At 52.8% G+C, this 25,501-nt stretch carries 14 protein-coding genes and 1 riboswitch; of the genes, 2 read left to right on the forward strand and 12 right to left on the reverse strand.

From position 1 onward, the window contains the following. Window positions 1–37 precede the first annotated feature (37 nt). From rsmA to lptD, 4 genes are all read right to left on the reverse strand, one after another. Window positions 38–856, reverse strand: coding sequence for a 16S rRNA (adenine(1518)-N(6)/adenine(1519)-N(6))-dimethyltransferase RsmA (rsmA, locus tag GW590_RS12755; RefSeq protein WP_169403429.1), 819 nt, complete (start codon window positions 854–856; stop codon window positions 38–40). After that, entirely contained in the window at window positions 849–1,919 is a 1,071-nt protein-coding gene (pdxA, locus tag GW590_RS12760; RefSeq protein ID WP_169403430.1) for a 4-hydroxythreonine-4-phosphate dehydrogenase PdxA, read from the reverse strand. Before pdxA ends, rsmA begins: the two co-directional genes overlap by 8 nt. Continuing rightward, entirely contained in the window at window positions 1,909–3,204 is a 1,296-nt protein-coding gene (gene surA, locus GW590_RS12765) for a peptidylprolyl isomerase SurA (RefSeq protein WP_169403431.1), read from the reverse strand. Before surA ends, pdxA begins: the two co-directional genes overlap by 11 nt. A 75-nt stretch (window positions 3,205–3,279) precedes the next feature. Beyond that, entirely contained in the window at window positions 3,280–5,625 is a 2,346-nt protein-coding gene (lptD, locus tag GW590_RS12770) for an LPS assembly protein LptD (protein ID WP_211186753.1), read from the reverse strand. A 198-nt stretch (window positions 5,626–5,823) separates the two neighbouring features. Between lptD and djlA the strand changes: the two genes are divergently transcribed. Further along, a complete protein-coding gene (gene djlA / locus GW590_RS12775) occupies window positions 5,824–6,645 on the forward strand; it encodes a co-chaperone DjlA (protein ID WP_169403433.1) in 822 nt (273 codons plus the stop codon). A 102-nt stretch (window positions 6,646–6,747) separates the two neighbouring features. Here the strand turns inward: djlA and rluA are convergent, their stop codons facing one another. The 3 genes from rluA to GW590_RS12790 all read right to left on the reverse strand — a co-directional run bounded on the left by rluA (window position 6,748) and on the right by GW590_RS12790 (window position 13,116). After that, window positions 6,748–7,449 carry a bifunctional tRNA pseudouridine(32) synthase/23S rRNA pseudouridine(746) synthase RluA gene (gene rluA / locus GW590_RS12780; protein ID WP_211186754.1) on the reverse strand — a complete coding sequence of 234 codons (702 nt, stop codon included), beginning with the start codon at window positions 7,447–7,449 and terminating at the stop codon, window positions 6,748–6,750. A gap of 72 nt (window positions 7,450–7,521) precedes the next feature. Further along, window positions 7,522–10,419 carry an RNA polymerase-associated protein RapA gene (rapA, locus tag GW590_RS12785; protein WP_169403435.1) on the reverse strand — a complete coding sequence of 966 codons (2,898 nt, stop codon included), beginning with the start codon at window positions 10,417–10,419 and terminating at the stop codon, window positions 7,522–7,524. A gap of 300 nt (window positions 10,420–10,719) precedes the next feature. Beyond that, window positions 10,720–13,116 carry a DNA polymerase II gene (locus GW590_RS12790; RefSeq protein ID WP_169403607.1) on the reverse strand — a complete coding sequence of 799 codons (2,397 nt, stop codon included), beginning with the start codon at window positions 13,114–13,116 and terminating at the stop codon, window positions 10,720–10,722. Window positions 13,117–13,409: 293 nt separating this feature from the next. Between GW590_RS12790 and GW590_RS12795 the strand changes: the two genes are divergently transcribed. Beyond that, on the forward strand, window positions 13,410–14,177 hold the full coding sequence (locus GW590_RS12795) for a DedA family protein (RefSeq protein WP_169403436.1): 768 nt from the start codon (window positions 13,410–13,412) through the stop codon (window positions 14,175–14,177). Here GW590_RS12795 and thiQ read toward each other — a convergent pair. From thiQ to sgrR, 5 genes are all read right to left on the reverse strand, one after another. Then, complete coding sequence (gene thiQ, locus GW590_RS12800; RefSeq protein WP_169403437.1) at window positions 14,170–14,889, reverse strand: thiamine ABC transporter ATP-binding protein ThiQ; 720 nt, start codon at window positions 14,887–14,889, stop codon at window positions 14,170–14,172. The two genes, GW590_RS12795 and thiQ, sit on opposite strands and share 8 nt — an antisense overlap. Next, complete coding sequence (gene thiP, locus GW590_RS12805; RefSeq protein ID WP_169403438.1) at window positions 14,876–16,483, reverse strand: thiamine/thiamine pyrophosphate ABC transporter permease ThiP; 1,608 nt, start codon at window positions 16,481–16,483, stop codon at window positions 14,876–14,878. Before thiP ends, thiQ begins: the two co-directional genes overlap by 14 nt. Continuing rightward, window positions 16,459–17,445 carry a thiamine ABC transporter substrate binding subunit gene (gene thiB / locus GW590_RS12810; RefSeq protein WP_169403439.1) on the reverse strand — a complete coding sequence of 329 codons (987 nt, stop codon included), beginning with the start codon at window positions 17,443–17,445 and terminating at the stop codon, window positions 16,459–16,461. Before thiB ends, thiP begins: the two co-directional genes overlap by 25 nt. A gap of 56 nt (window positions 17,446–17,501) precedes the next feature. Further along, a riboswitch (TPP riboswitch) is annotated at window positions 17,502–17,621 on the reverse strand. A gap of 170 nt (window positions 17,622–17,791) precedes the next feature. Continuing rightward, complete coding sequence (locus tag GW590_RS12815; RefSeq protein WP_169403440.1) at window positions 17,792–22,750, reverse strand: hypothetical protein; 4,959 nt, start codon at window positions 22,748–22,750, stop codon at window positions 17,792–17,794. 1,043 nt (window positions 22,751–23,793) lie between these two features. Continuing rightward, on the reverse strand, window positions 23,794–25,455 hold the full coding sequence (gene sgrR / locus GW590_RS12820; protein WP_169403441.1) for an HTH-type transcriptional regulator SgrR: 1,662 nt from the start codon (window positions 25,453–25,455) through the stop codon (window positions 23,794–23,796). Window positions 25,456–25,501: the final 46 nt, after the last annotated feature.

Below are 25,501 nucleotides of genomic sequence, written 5' to 3' on the forward strand. Positions count from 1 at the left end.
TCTCTGCTACCACGTCCACCAAGGGAAGATCGAAGATTTATGAGTTATCAGTTTTACGCGTCGATAACCAATTTGCCAGTTTGCAGTACTGTTCAACAGAAATATTTTCGGCACGCATCGACAGATCCAGACCCAATTCGAGCATCTGTTCCGGGGTAAATAGATGTCCCAGGCTGTTGCGTATCGTTTTACGGCGCTGGTTAAAGGCATCCGTAGTCAGGCGCGCCAGAATACGGATATCAGAAACCGGATAAGGGATCACGGCATGCGGGGTCAAACGTACCACCGCTGAGTCAACTTTTGGCGCGGGTGTAAAGGATTCCGGCGGTACTTCCAGCACCGGAATAATATTGCAGTAATACTGCGCCATTACGCTCAGGCGGCCAAAGGCTTTGCTGTTCGGGCCGGCAACCAGACGGTTGACCACCTCTTTTTGCAACATAAAGTGCATGTCGCTGATGGCATGCGTATAGGTAAAGAGATGGAACATCAACGGCGTCGAAATATTGTAAGGCAGGTTGCCAAACACGCGCAGTGGCTGACCAATCTCTTCTGACAGCTCGCCAAAATTGACCTGCATGGCATCTTGCTGAATAACGCGCAGCTTGTTGGCCAGTCGTGGATTGACTTCAAGGCGTGCGGCCAAATCACGGTCAAGTTCGATAACCGTCATATGATCGATGCGTGCCGCAACAGGTTCAGTCAGCGCTGCCAGGCCGGGCCCGATTTCAACGATGGCTTGCCCGGGCATAGGGTGGATAGCGGAAACGATACTGTCGATGACAAACTGATCTTTTAAAAAGTTTTGTCCAAAACGTTTACGGGCGAAATGGCCTTGGTGGACTCGATTATTCATTGCTGTGCTTTATCACTACGTTGTTGTCATCACTGGCTGACTGCACCATGGCTGACTGATTGTTGTCATTACTGACAGAAGCCATATTGATGGCAAGATTTAAAGCTGTAATAAAACTGCCAACATCGGCTTTGCCGGTTGCAGCCAGATCCAGCGCGGTTCCATGGTCGACCGAGGTGCGGATAAACGGCAGCCCCAGAGTAATATTTACTGCGCGACCGAACCCTTGATATTTTAGCACCGGCAGACCCTGATCGTGATACATGGCCAGCACGGCATCGGCATGTTGCAGATATTTCGGTTGAAAAAGCGTATCCGCTGGTAATGGGCCAATCAGATGGATGCCTTTTTCACGCAGCGCATTGAGCGCCGGGATCAGGGTGTCGATCTCTTCACGGCCCATATGGCCGCCTTCACCGGCATGAGGATTCAGGCCACAGACATAAATTTGTGGGGCGCTGATACCAAATTTGCTTTTAAGATCGTGATCGAGAATGGTGATCACTTCATGCAGACTCTGCTGAGTGATCGCCGCAGAGACTTCGGATAACGGCAGGTGAGTGGTTGCCAGTGCCACCCGCAGTTCTTCCGTTGCCAGCATCATCACTACACGTGAGCAGTGGCTGCGATCGGCAAAAAATTCGGTATGGCCGCTAAAAGGGATGCCGGCATCATTAATAATGCTTTTTTGTACCGGACCGGTAATTAACGCGGCAAATTCGCCGCGCAGGGCGCCATCACAGGCGCGCGCCAGTGTTTCTACTACATAGGGACCGTTAGCGACGTTCAACTGTCCAGGCACGGCGGCAGCGGCGAGTTTGACCGGAAGGACGGTCAGGGTTCCTGCCGCCTGCGGTTTGGCGCAACCCGGCCGATAATCCAGCAGGCGGATCGGCAGGTTTAACGCTTTGGCTCGCGCCAATAGCAGCGACGGGCAGGCACACACCACCAGCTCAACGGGCCAGTCTCGCTGAGCCAGAGCCAGTACCAGATCGGGCCCAACCCCGGCAGGTTCGCCGGGGGTAATGACCACTGATTGCGTCAGGCGGGAATTATTGTCCATTGCCGTCCAGAATTTTTACGTAGGACTGAGCGCGCTGTTCTTGCATCCAGGTTTGTGCTTCTTCGCTGAACTTGCGGTTAAACAGCATGCGATAAGCTTTGTCTTTCTGCACTGCATCGGTTCTGTCGACCTGGCGGCTATCGAGCAGTTGAATCAAATGCCAACCAAATGATGAACGTACCGGGGCACTGATTTCGCCTTTTTTCAGTTTCAGCAGCGCATCGCGGAATGCCGGGTCGTACATATCAGGTGATGCCCAACCTAAGTCGCCGCCAAGATTGGCTGAACCGGGATCCTGGGAAAGTTGTTTGGCTTCATCGGCAAAATTGGCATGGCCATTTTTGATATCAGTGGCCACCTGTTGCAGTTTGGCACGTGCCTGATCATCGGTCAGTACCACTGAGGTTTTCAGCAGAATATGACGGGCATGCACTTCAGTGACCGATACTTTCTGGTTGTCGTCACGCATATCGTTGACTTTCAGGATATGGAAACCAACACCGGAGCGGATTGGGCCGATGATTTGCCCTTTCTTGACATCGGTCAGCGCCTGGCCGAACAGCGATGGCAGCTCTTGACGCTTGCCCCAACCCATGTTGCCGCCTTTCAGCGCTTGCGGATCGGCGGAGTAGGTGATGGCCATTTTGCCAAAATCTGCGCCGTGTTGCAGTTCGCTCACCAGTTTTTTCGCCAGAATTTCTGACTGATCAACCTGGTCCTGCGTTGGGTTTTCAGGTAAAGGCAGCAGGATATGGCTGAGGTTGAACTCGGCGCTATCACCGCCCTGTGCGGCCATCTGTTTTGCCAGCGCATCCACTTCCTGCGGAAGAATGGTCACGCGACGACGAACTTCACCATTACGCACTTCCGAGATCAGCATTTCTTTACGGATCTGGGCGCGATAGGTGTTGTAGTTAAGTCCTTCATAAGCCAGGCGGCTACGCAATTGATCGACGGTCAGATGGTTTTGATCGGCTATATTGGCAATGGCCTTGCTGACGTCATCATCCGTAAGGGTGATGCCCATCTTGGTCGCCATCTGTAGCTGGATATTGTCCATAATCAGGCGATCGAGGATCTGATGACGCAGGGTGGCATCATCCGGCAACTGCTGGTTGGCCGATTTTGCCTGCTGCTTCACAGACTGCAGCAAGCTGGTAACCTCGCTTTCCAAAACGACCCCGTTATCAACAACGGCGGCAACTTTATCAACTTCTTGCGGTGCTGCGAACGCGGTGTTAGCACAAAGCACCACGCCGAGGAGAAGTGTTCTCCAGTTCTTCATACTTTATCCATTTATTTTAATCCGCAAAGGCGGGTTCAAGTTTCAAGTTTACTGAATTCAACATGCCGTAGGGCATCAGAATGCACGTTGATAAGGCAGTATGCCACTGGCTAACATCTCTTTGGTACCCAGGCTTTGATTATTGCTCAGGCCACGAAGTTCAATGTTAAATGAAATACGGTTGTCATAGTTGCTGGTTTGCGGTGTTGCTGTGTAATTCCAGTCGGTGATCTTGCGTTCATAACCGAAATTAACTGCCCAGCAACAGGTACTGTACTGCAGACCGAGCAATTGATCAGCTGCCTGCTGCGCCTTGGTATCGTAATAATAGGCACCGACAATAGCCCAGCGGTCGGCAATCGGCCAACTGGCGATAATACCGGCCTGGGAGATCCCTTGCTGGTAGCCAGGGTTGGTGACGCCAGGCAAGGTCGCTTCAATATATTCCGGGCTGGCATAACGGTAGCTCAACTGGATCATTCTTTCCGAGTCAGCGCGGTATTCCAGAATGGCATCACCCAGAGCCAATGCATTCAGGCGCGTGTCGTACTGCAAGCCACCGCGGAGTGCCCAGAAGTTATTGATTTTATAATAGCTGTCCCCAGCCCACACCAGACTGCCGGTATCTTTGCTTTGATCCAGACTGCTGTTGGTATCGCCGGTGCGCGGACGAGAGAAATAGTAAATCTGACCGGCTGAAGCGTTAAAGCGTTCTACCAGGCTATCATCATAGATACGGGTGGTGACACCTGAGGCTACCTGATTGGCGGAGGCAATACGGTCAAGACCGCCGTAGCTGCGATCGCGGAACAGGCCGGTATAGTCCGTTTGCAACAGCGTGGAGTCATAGGTCTGCACACTGCTCTGATCGCGATAAGGAATATAGAGGTACTGCAAACGCGGTTCCAGGGTTTGCGTGTAGTCTTTATTCCAGTCCATGGTGCGGTCAAACACCATCTTGCCATCGGATTTGAATTCTGGCATTACCCGGTTGACCGAGCTTTTTAACTGCGGATTGGCCGCGGCATAGCTGTCAGAAATATCCTGCTGGTAATGGGTAGCCATTACCTTAACGTTGTTATCCCAGCTTCCCCAGCGGTTGCTTAACGGCAAATCGAGTTCCGGGGCAACGTGCCAGCGGGTGGCATCGGGATAGTAAGGATTGACGTTGGTGAATTTGGCAACCTGGCCGTAGGTATGGAAATCAAACGGGCCGACGTTCTCTTTATAGTAATTCATGTCCAACTGCGGCATGGCGCGGTAGACATTGGCGCTCGCCTGTTCGGCAAAGATCTGGAATTGCTTGGTCGACAGCGTAGCGTCCCAGTTCTCATTGGCGTAACCAACGCTGAATTTTTGCGTAGCATAGCCGTCGGTGGTTGAACCGAATTTGGAATCAAGGTCGGTAAAATAGTAAGGATCGCTGACTTTGGTATAGTCAACGTTGAAGCGCCATACCTGATTATAAACGCCGTTGTGGTTCCAGTAGTAGAGCCAGCGTTTGGTCTGGATATCGCCAGGGTGCGCGGCTTCTACCAGCTTGTCGTTACCCAGGTAATCCAGTTCCATAATACCGGCACCGGCCACGGTGAGGTAGCGGAACTCGTTTTGCAACTGGGTGCCGCGCTTGCTCATATAATGAGGCGTAATAGTGGCATCGTAATTTGGGGCAATGTTCCAGTAATACGGCAGCATCAACTCGAAGCCGTTATTACTGCCGTACTTGGCATTCGGGATCAGGAAACCCGAACGGCGGCGGTTGCCAATAGGCAACTGCATATAGGGGCTGTAAAACACCGGTACCGGGCCAATATGAAAACGGGCATTCCAGATTTCGGCCAGTTCTTCCTGACGGTCTTCGACCACCGTGGTACCGACTACGCTCCAGCTGTTATCACCGGGCAGACAGGAGGTAAAGGTGCCGTTGTTCAAAATGGTATAACGGTTATTATCACGCTGTTTCATGGTATCAGCGGTACCGCGGCCTTGACGGCCAACCATTTGATAGTCACCTTTTTCTACGTCGGTATCTTTGGTATTCAGATTAGAGAAGGCTTTGGGGCCTTTAAGCTTGATCTGATTATCAAAATAGAGCACATCGCCGGTAGCCGTAACCGTACGCAGGGGCGTAGCTTCACCAGGATGTTTAATCTGGTTAAGCTGAACCTCGTCGGCATTCAGTGAGCTGTTACCCTGTTGCACATCAACGTTGCCGGTATAGAGCGCACTATCAGGATAATTACCCTGCAGTTTGTCAGCGTTGATGGTGACTGGCAGCTGGTTGGGATCGCCCTTGACCAAAGGCTTGTCATAGGTCGGCACGCCGAGCATACACTGTTCAGTGAGATCGGCCAGTGCGCCCTGGCTATAAAGTGCCGTCCAAATCAGTGTGGCCAGCAGGGTGGGGAAGCTAGTTTTCATACGTCTATTTTTCATACGTAAAATGTGTGTTCCGTCATCAGAGGCGTCATGCCGGCAAACGGTCAGAGACTATCTCACTCATCATCGTTGCGCTAGTGTTAAATCCACAGGGTTAACGCTGTCGCCGTTAGGCACAACGGTAAATGCCGGTTATGATAAAGCAATTCTTACGCGACGGCATTGTGAATTGAGGAGTATATGCAGTATTGGGGAAAGCTGCTCGGACTTATACTGGGCTTAATGTCCGGCATGGGCTTCTGGGGGATCGTATTGGGGTTACTGGTCGGACATATGGTAGATAAGGCACGCGCCGTAAAAAGCCGTGGTTATTTTTCCGATCAGCAAACGCGACAGTCACTTTTTTTCCGCACCACCTTTGAGGTGATGGGGCATTTAACCAAATCGAAAGGAAGGGTTACCGAAGCGGATATTCAAATGGCCAGCCTGTTTATGGACCGCATGCAACTGCACGGCGAACAGCGAGACGCAGCGCAGCAGGCATTTCGTACCGGTAAAGAGGGCAGCTATCCGCTTCGTGAAAAAATGCGTGAAATGCGCAGTATCTGCTTTGGGCGTTTTGATTTAATCCGCACCTTTTTGGAGATTCAGATCCAGGCAGCCTATGCCGATGGTTCGCTGCATCCCAATGAACGCCAGGTGCTGTATGTTATCGCCGAAGAGTTGGGCATCTCGCGCCAGCAGTTCGATCAGTTCCTGAGCATGATGGAAGGCGGTCAGCAATTTGGCGGCGGTCAGCAGCAGCAGTATCACTCTAACGGCGGTTATCAGCGTAGTTCGCAAGGACCCACGCTGGCAGATGCCTGCAAAGTGCTGGGTATCAGTCCCAATGATGATGCCACCACCATCAAGCGCGCTTATCGCAAGTTAATGGGCGAGCATCATCCGGATAAGCTGGTGGCAAAAGGTTTGCCGCCAGAAATGATGGAGATGGCCAAGCAGAAAGCGCAGGCGATCCAGGCCGCGTATGACTTGATCAAACACGAGAAGGGTTTTAAATAAACCTCCGTGTATAAAAAATCCCGGCAGGCCAGGCAGGCTGCCGGGATTTTTTTGTCATTGATTACGCCAAAAGTCTTATCTTGAACGCCACGCGTGAGCGTTTCAGAAATCCGGCTCACAGCAAAAAGTCAACGGCTGGTCGGTGATCGGATGATACAGCGACAACTCCTGGGCATGCAGTTGCAGTCGGGAGGCCATTGCCAGCGCTGCCGGGCTGGCGTAAAACTTGTCGCCGAGGATCGGATGCCCCAGGGCCAGCAAATGCACGCGCAGCTGATGCGATCGTCCGGTGATTGGCCGCAGCTTGACGCGCGTAGTGCCATCGTTATCCCAGGACAGTACTTCGTACTGGGTCAGCGCTTTTTTGCCGGTCTCATAACAGACTTTCTGTTTCGGACGGTTTGGGTAGTCGCAAATAAGCGGCAGATCGATAATGCCGTAATCTTCGGCCATATGTCCCCAGACACGAGCAATATAGGCTTTCTTGGTTTCCCGCTCGCGAAACTGACGCTTCAACTCCCGCTCGGCGACTTTGGTCAACGCCACGGCAATCACGCCGCTGGTGGACAAATCCAGGCGATGCACCGATTCTGCCTGCGGATAATCGCGCTGGATACGGGTCATCAGACTATCCTGATGCTCGGCGGCTTTGCCCGGCACCGAGAGCAGCCCGCTGGGTTTGTTGACCACCATCATATGCTCGTCCTGAAACAGGATCTGCAACCAGGGATCGGTTGGCGGATGGTAATCCTCAAGCGGCAGGACGTTTGACGGGATCGGCACGATCGGGCTGTTGGCGTTCATTATGGGCATCGTTAGTATTCAGAGATAACCGGTTAAAGGCGGGATGCAGAGCGGACTCCACACCCCGGACCGTTATTGATGGCTGACCACCACCAGGCGGATAGCATCCAGACGCCATCCGGCATCGTTAAGACTATCTAGCACCTGTTGGCGATTGGAGACAATCGATTCCAGTTCGTCGTCACGAATATTCGGATTAACCTCTTTCAGCGCCTGCAGACGTTGCAGCTCGGCACTGAGTTGCTGATCGGCATCGATTTTTGCCGCCGCAATCAGCGCCTGGGCTTCAATGGCAACCAACGGTTCAGCCTGTTGCAGCATGGCGTGAACATCCTGCTGTACGGCATTGACCAGCTTGCTCGAGGTATGACGGTTCACTGCATTAAGCTGGCGGTTAAAGCTCTCAAATTCTACCTGAGCCGCCAGATTGGTGCCTTTTCTGTCCATTAACATCCGTACTGGCGTTGGTGGCAGGAAGCGGGTCAGCTGCAGGTGTTTAGGGGCCTGACACTCGACCACATACACCAGTTCCACCAGCAGCGTACCTACTGGCAGCGCTTTGTTTTTCAGCAGAGAAACCGCACAGCTGCCAGTGTCGCCGGAGAGGATCAGATCCAGACCGTTGCGAACAATCGGGTGTTCCCAACTGATAAACTGCGCATCCTCGCGGGACAGCGCCTGTTCACGATCGAAAGTCACGGTACAGCCATCCTGCGGCAAGCCAGGGAAGTCCGGCACCAGCATATGATCGGACGGGGTAAGGATAATCAGGTTATCGCTGCGATCTTCCTGATTAATACCGACAATATCAAACAGATTTAGCGCGAAGTTAACCAGATTAACGTCGTTATCCTGCTCGCCAATGGCTTTTGCCAGCGCTTGTGCCGGTTCGCCACCGTTGGAGTGCATTTCCAGCAGACGGTCGCGTCCCTGCTCCAGCTGTTGCTTGAGAGCATCATGCTGCTCACGACAGACGACAATAAACTCGTCGAGACCGGTCTGTTCTGCCGGAACGGCCAGGAAGGCGATCAGTTGCTGATAGTGGTTGTCATAAATAGTGCGACCGGTTGGGCAGGTGTGTTCGAAAGCATCCAGCCCTTCATGGAACCAGCGCAGCAAGATCGCCTGGGCGGTCTGTTCCAGATAAGGCACCATAATTTCGATATCATGCTGCTGACCAATACGGTCAAGACGACCAATACGCTGTTCCAGCAGATCCGGGTTAAACGGCAGATCGAACATCACCATTTTGCTGGCAAACTGGAAGTTGCGGCCCTCGGAGCCGATTTCAGAACAGAGCAATACCTGGGCACCGTTCTCTTCCGAGGCAAAGTAGGCGGCGGCGCGGTCACGTTCGATAATCGACAGGCCTTCGTGGAATACCGCAGCACGAATGGCTTCGCGCTCGCGTAATACCTGCTCCAGCTGCAGCGCAGTGGCGGCTTTGGCACAAATCACCAGAACTTTTTCGTCGCGATTGGCGGTCAGGTAGCCCAGCAGCCATTCGACGCGTGGGTCAAAGTTCCACCAGGTGGCATTGTCCCCTTCAAACTCCTGATAAATCTGTTCCGGATAGAGCATATCCAGTGCGCGCGCTTCCTGGCTCTTTTTGCTGCCCATAATGCCCGAGACTTTAATGGCGGTCTGGTACTGGGTGGGCAGCGGCAATTTTACTGCCGACAAATGACGTGCCGGGAAGCCTTTGACGCCGTTACGGGTATTGCGGAACAGCACGCGGCTGGTACCGTGGCGATCCATCAACATGGCCACCAGTTTTTTTGCCGCCGCTTCATCGCCCTGATTGGCAGCGCTCAGCAGGCTGTCGACATCTTTATTGCCGACGCTTTCGCCCAGCAAAGCCAGCGCTTCTGGCGTCAGCGGCTGTTGATTGAGCAACAGGGTGACCGCATCGGCCACTGGCTGGTACTGTTGCTGTTCGGCGATAAATTCTTCGTAATCGTGAAAGCGGTCGGGATCGAGCAGGCGCAGGCGGGCAAAGTGGCTTTCCTGGCCGAGTTGTTCCGGGGTTGCGGTCAATAGCAGAACGCTGGGAATGCTTTGCGATAGCTGTTCAATCACCTGATATTCGCGGCTCGGTGCTTCTTCGCTCCACACCAGATGGTGGGCTTCGTCAACCACCAGCATATCCCATTCCGCTTCGGTGAGCTGTTCCAGACGCTGTTTGTTACGGCGTACAAAGTCCAGCGAGCAGATCACCAACTGTTCGGATTCAAACGGGTTGGTGGCGTCGTGCAGTGATTCGGCATAGCGATCGTCATCAAACAGAGAGAAGCGCAGGTTGAAACGGCGCAGCATTTCCACCAGCCACTGATGTTGCAGGGTTTCCGGTACCACGATCAGCACGCGTTCTGCGCGACCAGACAATAGTTGCTGGTGGATAATCATCCCGGCTTCAATGGTTTTACCCAGACCCACTTCGTCAGCCAGCAAGACGCGAGGCGCATGGCGCTGACCCACTTCATAAGCAATATGCAATTGGTGCGGGATCAGGCTGGCGCGCATACCGCGCAGGCCGCCAAATTCCAGGCGGAACTGTTCGCGCTGGTATTTGCGGGCGCGAAAACGCAGCGCAAAACGGTCCATACGGTCAATCTGACCGGCAAACAGACGATCCTGCGGTTTGCTAAACGTCAGTTTGCTATCGAGCAACACTTCGCGCATGGCGACACCCGCTTCCTCGGTGTCCAGACGTAGGCCCACGTAGGTCAGCAGACCTTTATCCTCAATGACCTCTTCGACTTGCAACTGCCATCCCTCATGACAGCTGATGGTATCACCGGGATTAAACATCACGCGGGTGATCGGGGAATCATTTCGTGCATACAGGCGGTTTTCACCGGTAGCGGGGAAAAGCAGGGTCACCATGCGCACATCCAATGCGACGACAGTACCTAATCCTAATTCGCTTTCCGTATCGCTGATCCAGCGTTGACCAAGTGTAAAGGGCATAATGTCTCTCTGTCTCTGACTGATTGGGGCGTCCCGTTGTTTTCCGACTACGGCGCGTGGGCTTCTCTGGCTTATACCGCTAACTTACTGAAGTAAGCTGCCGCTATCCGCGCGATTGCCGCATTGCTGTAATGCGAAGGACTCGGGGTGTAATGCCCTTGCTTGAACTTTATGTAATAGCTTTTCTTTCCCCGCCAACAAGGCGCGGAGTTATTAATTGTGTGAGGTTGGTTGGAAACGGGAAAGGGCGCTATGTTAATTGATGGCTGGCCTTTCGTCACCTGACATTCGGCCTTCGGGCTAAAACAATCCCATTTGACCTGTAATCAGTGTAGCAAAATCATCGTGAAGGAAAGGCAGAATGCCATCGGCAACCGGTTCGAGCTGACGTTCGATATAGTGATCGTAGTCTATTGGCGAATGTCGGTTTTCCAGCGGTTCCGGGCCGGAGGTGGTCATGATATAGCTGATCCAGCCACCGTTTTGATACTGCATGGCGCGGCCATTGGCCTGATTATATTCGTCTGCCAGACGCGCGGCACGCACATGGGGCGGCACGTTGCGCTGGTACTCGCTTAGCCGACGACGCAGACGCTTGCGGTAAACCAGCCGATCGTCGTACTCACCATTGAGGGTGCGGCTGACGTAATCGCGCACATAGTCCTGATAGGGTTGCTGGTGGAAAATACGCTGATACAGCTCCTGTTGGAAGGTCTGAGCCAGCGGCGTCCAGTCGGTGCGCACGGTTTCCAGTCCCTTATAGACAATATGTTCTCCCTGGTCATCTTTGACCAGGCCGGCATAACGTTTCTTGCTGCCAAGCTCGGAGCCGCGAATAGTGGGCATTAAAAAGCGCTGATAGTGAGTTTCAAATTCCAGCTCTAGCGCGCTCTCCACTCCCCACTGCTGCGCCAGATGGTTTTGCCACCATAAATTGACCTTGCTTACCAGACGTTGACCAATGCTGTCAGCCTCTTCGCTGTTATGGGCGCGGTTGAGCCAGACAAAGGTCGAATCGGTATCACCATAAATCACTTGATAGCCTTCTTCCTCAATCAGCCGCCGCGTCTGCTGCATGATCTCGTGGCCGCGCAGGGTGATCGACGACGCCAGGCGCGGATCAAAAAAGCGGCAGCCGCTGGATCCCAGTACGCCGTAGAGGGCATTCATAATGATCTTCAGCGCTTGTGACAACGGCTGGTTGTGGTGTTTTTTGGCGGTTTCGCGCCCTTGCCAGATCTGCCTGACGATCTCCGGCAGGCAGTGTTGTGTGCGCGAAAAACGAGCCTGGCGAAAGCCGGGGATCGAATGATCATCATCGGGCTGCGCCAGACCGGCGACCAGTCCTACCGGATCGATCAGAAAGGTGCGGATAATTGATGGATACAGGCTTTTATAGTCGAGCACCAGCACCGAGTCATACAGACCCGGCTGCGAGTCCATCACAAAGCCACCGGGGCTATTCTCTTCCGGCCGTTCGCCCATATTGGGCGCCACATAGCCAATACGATGCATGCGCGGCAGATAAAGATGAGTAAAAGCGGCCACCGATCCACCGCTGCGGTCGGCGGCCAGCCCGGTCACGCTGGCCCGCTCCAGTAAAAATGACAGCAGCTCGGTTTTGGCAAATACCCGGGTTACCAGCTCGCAGTCTTTGAGGTTGTAACGCGCCAGCGCCGGTTTGTCCTGGCGAAAACGCTGTTCTATCTCCGCCAGTCGCTGATAGGGATTATCACTGTCCTTGCCTTCGCCCAGTAAGGTTTGCGAGACATATTCCAGACTAAAAGAGGGAAAACTCCAGGTCGCCGATTTTAATGCTTCAATACCGTCAATCAGTAAACGGCCGCTGGCCTGAGCAAAAAAATGCCCTTGTTTAAAACCGTGCTCGCGCCATTCGAGGGCGCTGCCATCGCGGCCAAAGCGGAGCGGGATCTGATAACGTTCGGCGTGTTTTTGCAGCACCCGCAGGTCAAACTGCACCAGATTCCAGCCGATAATGGCATCGGGATCGTAGCGCTGCAGCCAGTGATTGAGTTTATTTAACAACATTGGGCGGCTATCGACATATTCCAGTACGAAATCCGCGGCACTGTCGGGCGTGCCGTTGGCCGGACCGAGCATATAGACGTGTCGCTGGCCGCAGCCTTCCAGCCCGATACAATACAGCTCACCGTTGCCGCTGGTTTCAATATCGAGCGAACATAGCCTGAGTGTGGGGCGATAGTTTTCGGCGGGCTTCATTTTACTGTTGATCAGCAGGCCATCGGCGGCGGCTGTACCGGTAAACCACACCGGCGCAGTAATATAGCGCTCCATCAGATAGCGTTCCGGGGGGCGGATATCGGCTTCATAAAGCGTGACACCGCCCTCTTTAAGGATTTTTTCTATGCGCATCAGTTGGCGATGGCCCGGGCAATAGAGACCAACCACCGGACGTAAATGGAAATCCCTCAGTGGCAGCGGGCGCAGGCTGTAGCCCCTTTCGCTGGATAACAGGGTTTGCGCACGAGCCTGCTGTTCTACCGGCAGAAAGGCGACGGACTCCTGCGCAGGCAGCCTGACTCTTTGCGGGCCCTGTTCCGTTGCCAGCCAGAATTCCACTTCCGTCCCCTGCGGGGTATCGCGCCAATGGCGGGTGAGGACAAAACCCTGGCGTGGAGCTGATGGTTGATTTTGCTGTGCGCTGACGTTATTGATAATGGCCTCGGTAAACAGCGATAAAGAGTCTTGGGCGAGGGCATAGCCACCAGGTCGAATCAATTTTGAGGTGTTTCCGCTACCGCCGCCAACTGCCCAAGTATAGCATGGTTATTTATACAGTTCTTAGCCCCGTGCTGCGCTGGCGGAACCGCAAGATAAATGCGCATACAATTCCCGGGTTGACTCCCCTTAACCATTTCCCGACAATTCAGCCGCCTTCATTTTCATTGCTAAACTCTATGATGTTTGTTGTGCCTTACGTATCTTGCTTACCTTAACTCTGGAATTTTATGGAAGCCTATCTACAACATTTGGTCGGTCAGTCAGTGGGTTTCGCACTTATTATTGTTTCTGTGGTGGCTTTTTTTGAGTCGCTGGCGCTGGTGGGATTATTGCTGCCGGGCACAGTAATGATGGCGACCCTGGGAACGCTGATTGGCAGTGGCCAAGTGGGCCTGTATGAAGCCTGGATCGCGGCGGGGTTGGGCTGTTTCTGCGGTGACTGGGTCTCTTATTTTATTGGTCGTCGCTTTAAAGAACCCTTGCATCGCTGGTCGTTTCTGCGGCGTTATCATTCACTGATGACCAAAACCGGCTATGCCCTTGAACGCCACAGCTTTGCCACGGTGATCCTCGGCCGCTTTATTGGCCCGACGCGCCCTCTGGTGCCGCTGGCGGCGGGTATGCTCAATTTGCCGCCTTATAAGTTCGCACCCCCCAATATTGTTGGCTGCATTACCTGGCCACCGGTCTACTTCTTGCCGGGCATTTTAGCGGGCGTGGCGATTGATATTCCCCACAGCCACAACGCCACGGTGTTTAAAGTGTTGCTGTTTGCCAGCCTGGTATTGCTCTGGCTGAGCGTCTGGTTACTCTGGCGCTGGCATCGTGCAGGCAAAGGGCGACGTGATGCGCTTTCCGCCTGGCTGACGATACCGCGTTTACCCTGGATCAGCCTGTTCAGTGGGCTGGTAACCCTGATTACGCTGTTTATGCTGTTCCGGCAGCCGCTGTTATCGGTTTATAGCGGTTTGCTGTATCAGGTGATAGTCAGATAGTTTTGGCAATGCCCAACACCCCGGCCTGCGGTGCGCTGCCATCCACCAGGGCCTGCGTCGGGCCGTCATAGACAATACGCCCGTCAACAATCAAAAAGGTGCGGGCGGCAATGCGCGCTGCATCATCGAGATTATGCGACACCATCAGCAAGGTCAGCTGTCGCTGTCGGCAGACTTCGTCCAGCAGCGTCAGCATTTCACCGCGCAAAGCCGGATCCAGCGCCGAAAAAGGCTCGTCGAGCAGTAAAATGGGCTGGCTACGCAGCAGACAGCGCGCCAGCGCCACCCGTTGTCGCTGACCACCCGACAGCTGGGCCGGGAGTCGATCCAGACAATCAGCCAACCCTACCTGTTGCGCCAGCTGTTGCAGCGCCTGCTTTTGTTGGCTATTGAGCGATAGCCCCGGATGCAGCCCCAAGCCCATATTTTGTCGCACGGTCAAATGGGCAAAGAGATTGTTTTCCTGAAATAACATCGAGACCGGCCGTTTGGCGGGGGCGGTCCAGGTATGATCCTGCCTGTTCAGAACAATCAGTTGCTCATTGGGCAGCCCTTCCACCGGAGTAAGAAAACCGGCGATCAGACTAAGCAGGGTGCTTTTACCTGCGCCACTAGGGCCGAGGATCGCCACGCGTTCACCCGCCGCAATATGAAAATCAAAGCGCATTGGCAGATGTTGATACAGATAGACGACGTTATTAAGTGTCAGCATGACGGCCCGGTAATTTTTCAATAAGACTAAACAGCAGGAAGCAGAGAAGCAGCAAAAGCATGGCCGTCACCGCCCCTTGCTGGCTGCGATAGGATCCCATCTGTTGGTAGAGATAGAAGGGGAGCGTGCGGAAATTTTCATTACCAAACAAGGCGATCACCCCAAAATCTCCCAGCGACAATACGCAGGCAAAGGCCAGCGCCTGGGCGAGGGGACGTTTTAGTGCACTAAACTCAATCCAGCGCAAACGGTGCCAGCCGCGGATATCCAGCGAAACACACAGCAGAGTGTAGCGCTCGGCGACGTCGCGCATCGGGTTTTCCAGCACCTTGAGCGCATAAGGGATCGCCATCAAGCCATTGGTCAGGATCACCAGTAGCCACGGGGATTGCGGTAATCCGCCGCTATCAGAAAGCAGTAAAAAAAAGCCGGTCGCCAGCACAATCCCCGGCATCGCCAGGATCAACATGCCGCTCAGTTCCATCCCTTGCCCCCAGGCAGGATGCTGGCGCAAACGCAATTCGCGGCTGCTCCATAGCAGCATCATACTTAGCAACAGGCAAAGCAGGCCGCTGCCCATCGCCAGACGCAGCGACAGCCACAGAGCCTGCCACAGTACGCCCTGTTGCAGGACCTCGGGCAGCGTGCGATTAAGGCCGCCGACAATCACCGCCAGCAACGGCGGCAGGATCAGCAGCAGGGCTAGCAGGATCAACAAGCTATCGTTGATCCTGCGGAAAAAGGAATCTGCCGGATCGCGCCAGCGTTGCGCATGGGTATATCCCACAGGCAGCGCCTGACTGAGCTTTTGGCTGAGCAACACCAGTCCCAGGCAGCAAACGAGTTGGATCAGCGCCAATAATGCCGCGCGTCCCGGATCGTAGTCGTAGCTAAGGGCCTGATAGATAGCCAGTTCAATGGTGGTGGCTTTGGGGCCGCCGCCCAAGGAGAGCACGGTGGCAAAACTGGCAAAGCACAGCATAAAAATCAGCGCTGCGGTGGGTAAGATCTGCCGTCTTAGGGCGGGCCATTCGACAAATCTGAACTGCTGCCAGCCATTCATCCCCAGCTGGGCGGCGATCTGTCGTTGTTCAATGGCAATATTTTCCAGCGATTGCAACAGCAGGCGGCTGGCTAAAGGCAGATTGAAAAACACATGCGCCAGCAGGATCCCTTGCAGGCCATAAGGCGAAAAACGATAGTTGATGCCGAACCAGGTACATAGCTGAGCCAGCCACCCTTCGCGGCCATAGACCGTCAAAAGACCAAAAATAGCCACCAGCACCGGTAATACCAGCGTCATGGCGCACAGCCGCAGCAGCCACGCTCTGCCGGGAAAGCGGCGGCGATACAGGCTTCTGGCTAACAGGATCGCCGGTATCACCGAGCAAAGGGCGGAGAGCAGCGCCTGCCAAAAGCTAAAGCGGATCACGTGCCACAAATAGCTATCCTGCCAGACCTCTGTCAGTGAGAGGTCTGGCGCGTGACGTAATAGTGAGCCCAGAGCCAGCAAGGCGACCAGCAAGATCCCTATCCCGGCAATCGCCCCAGGCCACAGCCAGACAGGGATCAGTGGCTGACGGCGTTCTGCCATGCCTGCACCCATTTGCTACGATTTTCAGCGACCGTTTTTGCGCTGTACTGCAAGGCGATGGCAGGTACGGTCAGTTGGTCATAACCGGCTGGTAGCGGTGTTTTCACCACCGGATACATCCAGTTGCCGCCAGGAATGGCGTTCTGGAAGCCAGCGGTGGTGACAAATTGCATAAATTTGGCCGCCAGCTGAGGTTGCTTGCTACCGGCGAGCTGCCCGGCAACTTCAACCTGCAGATAATGGCCTTCGCTGAAATTGGCCGCAGCGTAATTGTCTTTTTTCTCTTCAATAATATGGTAAGCCGGAGAGGTGGTGTAGCTCAGTACCAGATCGCTCTCGCCTTTCAGGAACAGACCATAGGCCTCGGTCCAGCCTTTGGTGACGGTAACGGTCTTTTTGGCCAGTTTTTGCCAGGCTTGCGGTGCCTTGTCGCCATAGACTTTCTGTACCCACAGCAACAGACCTAAACCCGGCGTACTGGTGCGCGGATCTTCGTAAATGATCTTCCAGGGTTGCGGGCTGTTGACCAGTTCATCCAGGCTTTTTGGCGGATTCTTGAGTTTGTCTTTGTTATACACAAAGGCAAAATAGCCATAGTCGTAAGGCACAAAGGTGCTGTTGTTCCAGCCGCCGGGGATTGCCAGTTTGGCGGTAGTGGCCGCTGGCTTGGCAAATAAACCGGTTTGTTCGGCGGCTTGCAGCAGATTGTTGTCCAGGCCGACGACTACGTCAGCCGGGCTGTTTTTGCCTTCCATACGCAGACGATTGAGCAGTGAGACGCCATCTTCCAGCGGCACATATTTCAGTTCACAGCCACAGTCCGCTTCGAAGGCTTTTTTGATTGCCGGGCCTGGACCCCAGTCTGCGGAGAATGAGTCGTAGGTGTAAACGGTCAGGACAGGTTTGGCGGCCAGCACCGGGGCAGTAACCAGCAACAGGCAAGGCAGTAATTTTTTAAACACTTTGCACTCCATCTTTTGTCTTAAAAAGAACAGGCGTGGCAAAGGACTTTGAGTCAGCAAATTGCACTCTCAAATCCCTTCGCCGGTATTAACCGGATCAGGTTCGACGGGTTTATCTCAGCCTGTTACCTAAGCCGCCAGGCGGCTCGGGTCAATCAGCACCCCGTTGAGAACGGCATTATTGTAGAGATTTAGTGTAGCGGTTGAAAGCGGGTTATGCTTCGGACGGCAAATCACCCGCTTGGGCGCGTGGCAGCACTGTTTTGCAGCCACACGGCAAGTAAAAAGGGGAGCCAAAAAATTCTTCAGCTCAGATAAGCACAATGGTTATCTACAGGTCCCGAGCTTAGACAAAATAAATTTTTGTGCCCGCCGGCAGAGGGGTATGTAGATGTTTACCAGCAAAAACAGCTTTGTTTTTCATATAGAAATCTCCCATGTCAATGTTCTTATCTGGAAAACGCCGCTGATTTTCTTCCAGGGCCGACAATCCGGTATCCCCTTCTTTGCAGATATAGACTTTGTTGGCTAATTGTTCAGGTGACCGTTTGAAATTAAAAATAATTATGTCGTTATCAGAGACATTTTCCGGTAAATGCTCTTTAGGGAGGAGACTCGCTGGTACATGGGCCTCAATTTCGCCCCCTTTACCTAATAATGGTAAAGCCCCCAGGTAGATCTCCTTAAAATAGAAATCATTGAGATTGGTTTCTTTATTAACGGTAAAGTTGAATGTTGATTTTTTCATTTTACCGACAATTTCTGCAGTAACTGTAAAGTCTGCTTCTCCATTGCTATCTTCAACAGGTTCTCCCGGTTTTATAATATAATAACTTACCCCATTTACGCGCTTGGCCGGTTCTGATGATGTTACGACCGGTGACTGCGCCACACTCTGCGGTGCGCTCTGGACTTGGGGATTTTCTGCGCTGGTGGCTGTGTTTTGATAATATAAAAGATATTTATTGTCATTTTCATCTTGAACAACCAAACCTTTTACGGGATCAACAAACCAATTTAACTCACTTAAATTGAATTTTTTCCAGCCAGTGGCATCACCAAGGATAAAATTATTAGTGCCTACCGCCTCTCCCTTCTCCAGGTGCAACATAATATGTTGCATGCTGTTATTATGTTCACTCACAAAGGCAAGGGGAGCGCCAGAAGGTATCTGTTTTATTTTGTCCAGACTGTCAATGCGCGCGGCTGGCTCGAGAAAACTCTGGTAAGTTTTTTCTTTCGACAAACGACTGGCAGTCAATATATCAATAAGTCCTGCCTCTCGCAGCAGACTAATAACGGCTATTTTAGCCGAAGGGGCATGCGTCGAGTTGGTCAGTTTGTCATTAACCAAAGCAAAAAGTTTATTTAATGCCTGCATATGCGGACTTTCTACTGCTGCGGGTCCCGCTTTTGTCGTGCTGGCAGGATAAATATTATCATTCGTTTCTACTAACGATTTGTATTTTTTTGTTGCAGGGTCATACATTTCTGCATAATTGCCTTCAAAATTAAAACGAATAAAAGGTATCGGGCTTTTATTGTCAGAAGCTTTATTATTCTTGCCGTTAGTATTGGATTTTGTTTCCATGGTGGAATACATAGAGCTTTTATCAATAATATTCGCTGACACATCCTCTGCTTTGCGTAGGAAGGGTTTTGCCTTGCTCAAAAACTTAGAAGCCGCTTTTAAACCGATGGGGATACCATCAAGTATCACGCCTTGTAATATGTCTTTCATTGCCCCACTGAGTATTTTCTGGGACTCCTCGTGACTATCGGCATTATTTGCCAAAAGCAGTCCTTTTGTCCAGGTAATGCCCGCTGATAATAACATTTTGGCAACCATAGCGACTATCGGGTAAGCCGGAACGAACACCAGTCCTACGGTGGCAGCATTACCCATTAAGGTCAATAGATTATCAAAGGTGGTTTCTGCCTGGGTCTTTACTAACTTATCCATATTAATTTTCATATTATTAATAATGTTAGTAATGGTCTGTTTACCCAAGTTAGTGGTAGATTGCAGCTCTAGTGCACTGGCGTAAAACTTCGTTTTTGTCATCGGACCAAGTGATTTGGTAAGCGCAATGAAAGACTTAAAGGCATTATTTCTTATTTCGTCACTTTCATTATAGAGAGACTGGCTTTGCAAGTTGAGATGTTTAATTATCCATTGTTGGATAGTTTTGTCGCCATTGAATAATTCGCTATCTTTAAATTGCTTATACTCTCCATAAATATTCCAGGCCAGAATATCATCACCATAACGCAGGGCCGTCACCCCCGCCAGCGGCTCACCACGGAAGTTCAACTGAAGAGCGTTTGTCTCTCCTGATACATGGCTTTCAAGCACCACTTTAAGTTGCGGGAGAATATCTGCTTGTTGGAGAAGACCTTTCGCCATTGACTTAAATGAAAGATGGCAAAAATCTTCGGCCCCCTTCATAAAGTAAGGACTGTTCTCCAGTTTGGCGATATCCTCATTGAACTTGTCCATTACTCCGGTGACAAAGAAGCTTCCGGTAGTGGCCGCAGTGGCATTTGGCATAAGTTTATTAATCAGCCCCTGCGGTGTGCCAACTGGAAATTGGGGTATGTAATTATTACCACGATAATCAAATTTCCCGGTGACAATATCGCGGAGAATGACATATTCATTGGCGCTGTGAAATGAACCACCATTGTTTCTATTCATGGTGATGACCGTGTCGGGCGTTAACGTGACTCCCTCTGCGGGGTAATCATTAATACTGTCGAAAATATACTGATCGATATAAGCAAGCGGATCAAATATACTCCCGCTCATAATAAGGGTCGCGGTTTTTAATTGTTTAATTTCCTGGTTGAGACGGTTGCTGATTTGGGCCTCCGTCCAGTTATTTCGGGTAGTTTCTATGCGTTCTTGTTCCGCTTTTATCCGATTGGCTTCCTCTTCAAAATGCGTATTTTCCGCTTCAACGATCTCTTCAATTATCGCAGAGATGTATGGTCCTCGCCGTACCCGCGAACTTTGCCCGTCGTCTTGCTGAATAATTCCTTTGCTGACGCCATCCTCTCCGGTAACCAAATGCAACTGGCCTGGCCCGCTCAGAGCCGCCATGCAGTTTGGCTGCCCATTTTCATCACGTTTTTCCCGAATAGCCGGCTTCACTGCCGCCGCAATCGCCGCACCCGTTGCGGCACCAGCCGCAACCGGCAGGGCCATTAGCAGCCATTTCTTCCAGGCCACACCGGCATCTGCTACCGGCTCGGTGGTGGTTTTATATATATCCGCATGCGAGGGAGTCAGTAGCACGGTCTGCGGGCCTGTTTCTTCGTTAATATCAGTGGCGGTTCTGCGCATGGTGACTGAGCGATTGCTGTCATCACCCCTTTGCATACCCGGTATCCCCTGTGCGGACAGCAGCAGGAATACCGATGACAACAGTGCGCCTGACGCCGCACCGGCAGCACCACCTGCCAGCAACTGTCCCGTCGAAAAATCACGCTCGACGACAAACCAACCCTGTGCCTTTTCCTCCGGCGTTAGCTCGACCTCTTTGGTAAACAGCTGTTTGGTCTTGTCGGTCATCCAGTGAACGCCATCAGTAATAAAATCTGATGCACTATTGGTGACCAGCGTTTCCAACTGCGCCTGCGCCGCTTGCAGGCCCGGTTTTTTACTGCTCAGTAGCAGAGCCATAAAATCCATGGCCAGGGTTGGCAGGGATGACAGCGAGGTAAAAGAGGAAAGGGATGGCAGACTGAGTTTTTCCGGCACCTCGTTGAGCATTTTTTCCATGTTCTCAAGCTGCGCCAGTTCAAGCTTATTGGCTAAAACCTCCTCCTTCATCAGCGTGCTGCGTGTCGTTTTATGCAGGTGTTGCTGAGCTTGCAACAGCTCGGCAACATCACCATCCTGCCGCTCCACGGCAGCCTTTAGGGTCGCCAGCCCCGGTTCCAGCGTAGCCAGTTCTCTTTCCAGTTGGTGGCGCAGCTCCCCTTGCCCAAGCCGGGCGATAGCTGCGCGCATCACCTCAAGGTCAGCCTGCAGCCGTTCTGTGGCAGTCGGTTGGATACCGGTTTTCTGTTGCAGAAGGGTCAGCTCTTGTTGCAGCAATTTAAGGGAGGGTAATGTGTGAAGCCTCTCCGGCGTGGCCGCCAGTACCTTCTTGCGCAGTTTCAACTTGCCGAGCAGCTCACTGCACGGGGTTTTAATGTCTTTGAGCTCCTGGTGAATATCACACAACGCCGGGAGCGACTCCACAAGGCAGGCCATCCTGCGCAGGAACAGGTGGTCTCCGGCACAGCTTTCCAGCACCCTGCGCAGCGGGATCAGCAGTTTCTTTGCCTGAACGTAATCTTCTTTCTGCAAGGCGTCACGGATTTCAAACGCCAGCCTGGTATCCAGCACCGCATGGATAAGCGTGTGCTCCAGCCGCGAAAATTTTGCCGGGTCGCTGTGGGTATATTCTTCGAGCAGCTCGGCGGTGTTTTTACCCATCAACGCCCGAAGACCGTTGGTACATTTCAGAGTCCCGGAGAGCATTGCCGACAACGTGTTCAGAGTTTCCAGGGTGTAGTCTGACGGGTTGGTTTTATAATCATCACTAATATAGTGGATAAGGCCACGGTAAAAGGTATTGATACTGGTGGTGCTGCCGGGAGCATATTCGCTTTTGTAAAATCCGTAGGCTTTTTTAGCCGGCAGGCTGAACGCCTGAGCAATATCATAAATGGCGCCGCCAAATTTCTTTAGCGCCGCCAGGCTGCCGCCAAGCAGGGCTTCTGCGGCGGCATAACCGACTTTTTTGCTATCTGCCAGTCTGGCGAGCTCTCTGGTTATTTGCCATGTACCGGACGCTGCCGCCACCCCTTGCAGATCTGACAACTGCAGGCCATCTTTCAGTAGCGGACCGAGGTGCGGGATTTTGTCATTGACGCTAACGTCCATCTGCCCAAACAGATTTGCCAATTCGGGCATCTGCGTCAGCGCTCGGAACTGCTCTGCCAAACTGCCTTTAAACGGAAAACTGGCCAACTGCCTGGTGTGCTTTAACAGCCCCTGTTGCATCAAGGCGGCTTCTTGATCATCCAACTTCAACGCATTCTTGAGCCGCTGCCCGTCACTGGTCTCCAGCCTTTCGCGCAGGGCGGGAGACTGCATGGCTGCCAGCATCCAGCGCAGTGCGGCGATGGCCGATTTCTCCTTTGGCCAACTCGGGAGTTCATGGCTTATTGCCGCCAGGGCACCGTGCTTACCGGCGGCATCTTTTACTTTCCTGGCAATACTCAGCAGCAGAGTAAACTGTTTCGGTGCCACGTTTTCCAACACCTTAATTGCCAGCGCGTCGTCGGTCAGCTCGCCTTTTTGCCACTGTTGAAATATTTCAGCCTGCTTAATCAGCGAGAGCACATTCTCGCCGATGGTCGACAATGGCTGAATATTCTGCATTTTTGCCAGCGAGTCCTGCAGGGAACCCGAGGTGAGGCCATGGCTCAGTACATCCACGACATCACAGAGGATGTTTACCCAACGGCAGGCGGTCGAGTGAGGACTGGCTGTCTTTAACGCGAGATGTGCGGCATTCAGCTTACCGGTGATCGCCTGCAGCCGGTCGGCCAAGGGGCTCTGTTTTTCATTAACCACCGCCAGCGAGTCCCGGACGAGTTTTATCACCGGCAGGACTGTCTGCGCCGTTTCTCGGGACATTCCGCTCAACTTTAATCCGCTTTCCAGCAGGATATTGAGCGCCATGCCCTGCAATGCGTCGGTAATGATTTGGCCAGAGGTGGACTCTTCCTTCGGGGGCGCGGCGGTCAGACTCAGGAGCGTGGCTTTGAGTGTATTGCGGCTTTCATCAAGGTTGAGGTGAGCCGAGTCCAGCAGGTCCTCGATTTTTTGCGGATATGCGGGCAGGGATTCGGCAAAAGATAGCCCAGTGGCGGCTTGCAGTTGTTGTCTGAAATTGGCGGATAATTTCAGCATATCCTTTAGTGCGCCACAGACCTCTGGACAGTCTGGCCAGCTTTCGCCAGCGCGCAGAATTGTGCGCTGCAGTTCAGCGCTGGCCTCAGGAAGGGGGGTCGCTGTTTGGCTGCGGACAGGAGGAATACCCTGACCAACAGTCCTGCGAGGCTGGGTGGTAATTGTTGTAGAAGTATTGGCCAGGGAGGTGTTGAACATGGGTAAATCTGCCATGAAAAATTAAACGATGGGGGTAATATGGCAGAGTCATCGGCACCGAGCTTTGGTGATCCGGCGCAGAAATTATAGTTTTTGACAGCATAATGGGGGAGCAGGGAGCCTCAATAGCAAGGCGATCCCCGTTGAGCATGGCATCTTTGCCGCGGTTGAAAGCGGGTTTAGGCATCCGGTGGGGCAAACCAGGCAGATTTAAAATCAAACCAGCCGAGGGTATTCATTCTGACGCCGCGCATGCTACGCTGCCCCTGCAATAACAGCCAATGATGAAATAGCGGATGGATATGATTGCCGTCAACCAACTGCTGTGCCCACTCCGCCAGGGGAAGTTCACCGGCACGCCATTTTTCGGCATCCAGCGCCAGCTTGTCGCCGAGGCAAAAGTGCATTAGCGGCAGTTCATACAGGGTGGCAAATAGTGAAAACTCAATGGGTAATGTAAAGTTGGCGCTTCCCAGCCAGAGATCGCTTTTGGCTTCGCCTTTATGCCAGCAGGCGTAATCCACCACCTGGATCTTGAGTTCAATGCCGTGGCGGGCGAGCAGTGGCATCAGCGCCAGGCAAATATCCTGATACTCAGCGTGATCGCTATAGAAAGTGATGGTCAGTTCGCTGATCGCAACGGGTTTGGCATGTTGTTCCTGCGGTCGCCGGTGATGCCAGCGCGGCAATAATCCGTAGGCTGGGGACCAGTAACGCTGATACTCCGCTGCCGAAGCATTAAGCAGGGCAATAGGATTAAGCACTTCGGCCAGCCATTGGCGCAAGGCGGCATCAGCGCCAAGCGGCGAGCGTCGATCAAATAGAATAAAGTAACAGCCTTCTTCCAGCCGACTTTCCAGCTCATTTTTGACCGTATCATCCGCCTGAAGCTGCACGCCGGAATGCATCAATTCTTCGGTCAGTTCCGGCAACACCCAGATATTGACCTCATCGAGCAGCGCACGGTAACCAAAATAGTCGTCAAAGGCGCGGATTTTAAGCTGGGTAGACTGATTGCGTATTACCGCGTAAGGGCCGGTACCCAGGGGGTTACGCGCAAAGTCTTCCCGCGTTTGCCACTCCTGCGGCAGGATCAGTGCATGGACGCTGCCCATTAGCCAGGGCAGCCAGTGATCGGGGGATTTCAGGTGAATATCGATAACGTTAGCGGTCAAAGACTCGACGCTGGCGATATGGCTAAACAGCGGATGGCTTTGCAGACGGGTAAAAGTGCTAATGATGTCGGCCATTTGCAATTCACGGCCATGATGAAAACGGATCGCCGGGCGAAGGTAGAATCGCCAGTGCCGCGCTGAGATCTCCTGCCAGTGATGGGCCAAATCGCCGCGTAGTTCCCCGTTTTCCTCATTTATCCCCATCAGACCGCTAAAAATCTGTTTGGCCAGGTGGGTCTCTGAACGGCGCAGCGCGGTGCCGGGCAGCAGGTTAAACAGCGAACGATAATAGAGTACCCGCAGAATGTGTTTACCCTGTCGGAAGCTACGCCCCAACTGAGAAAGCAGCATTTGCCGTACCGCTGTTTTATCGCCGACCAGTTGCACCAGCTGATCGACGCCATCTTGCTCGATCAGCTCCTCTGCGCGCAACTGTTGCAGTTGCAGGCCACTAATCAGAAACGTCAGTCGTGATTTTTTGCCGCGCCCGACCTCGGCTTCCCACTGCAGCCAGCCCTGGGCTTGCATCATATTGAGCAGGGAGCGCATATGTCTGCGTGAGCAATTTACTACCCCGGACAAGTCTTGCAGAGTTGTTTCTGTCGACTGGCCCTGGCTGTTTTGCCATAAACGAATAAATTGCTGCTGCAGACGTGGTGAGGACATAAAAGAGGAACTCCTGTTGGAAAACTCATCAATTTATCTTTCCTCA

It is taken from the genome of Rouxiella aceris (assembly GCF_012933545.1).
Lineage (GTDB): Bacteria > Pseudomonadota > Gammaproteobacteria > Enterobacterales > Enterobacteriaceae > Rouxiella > Rouxiella aceris.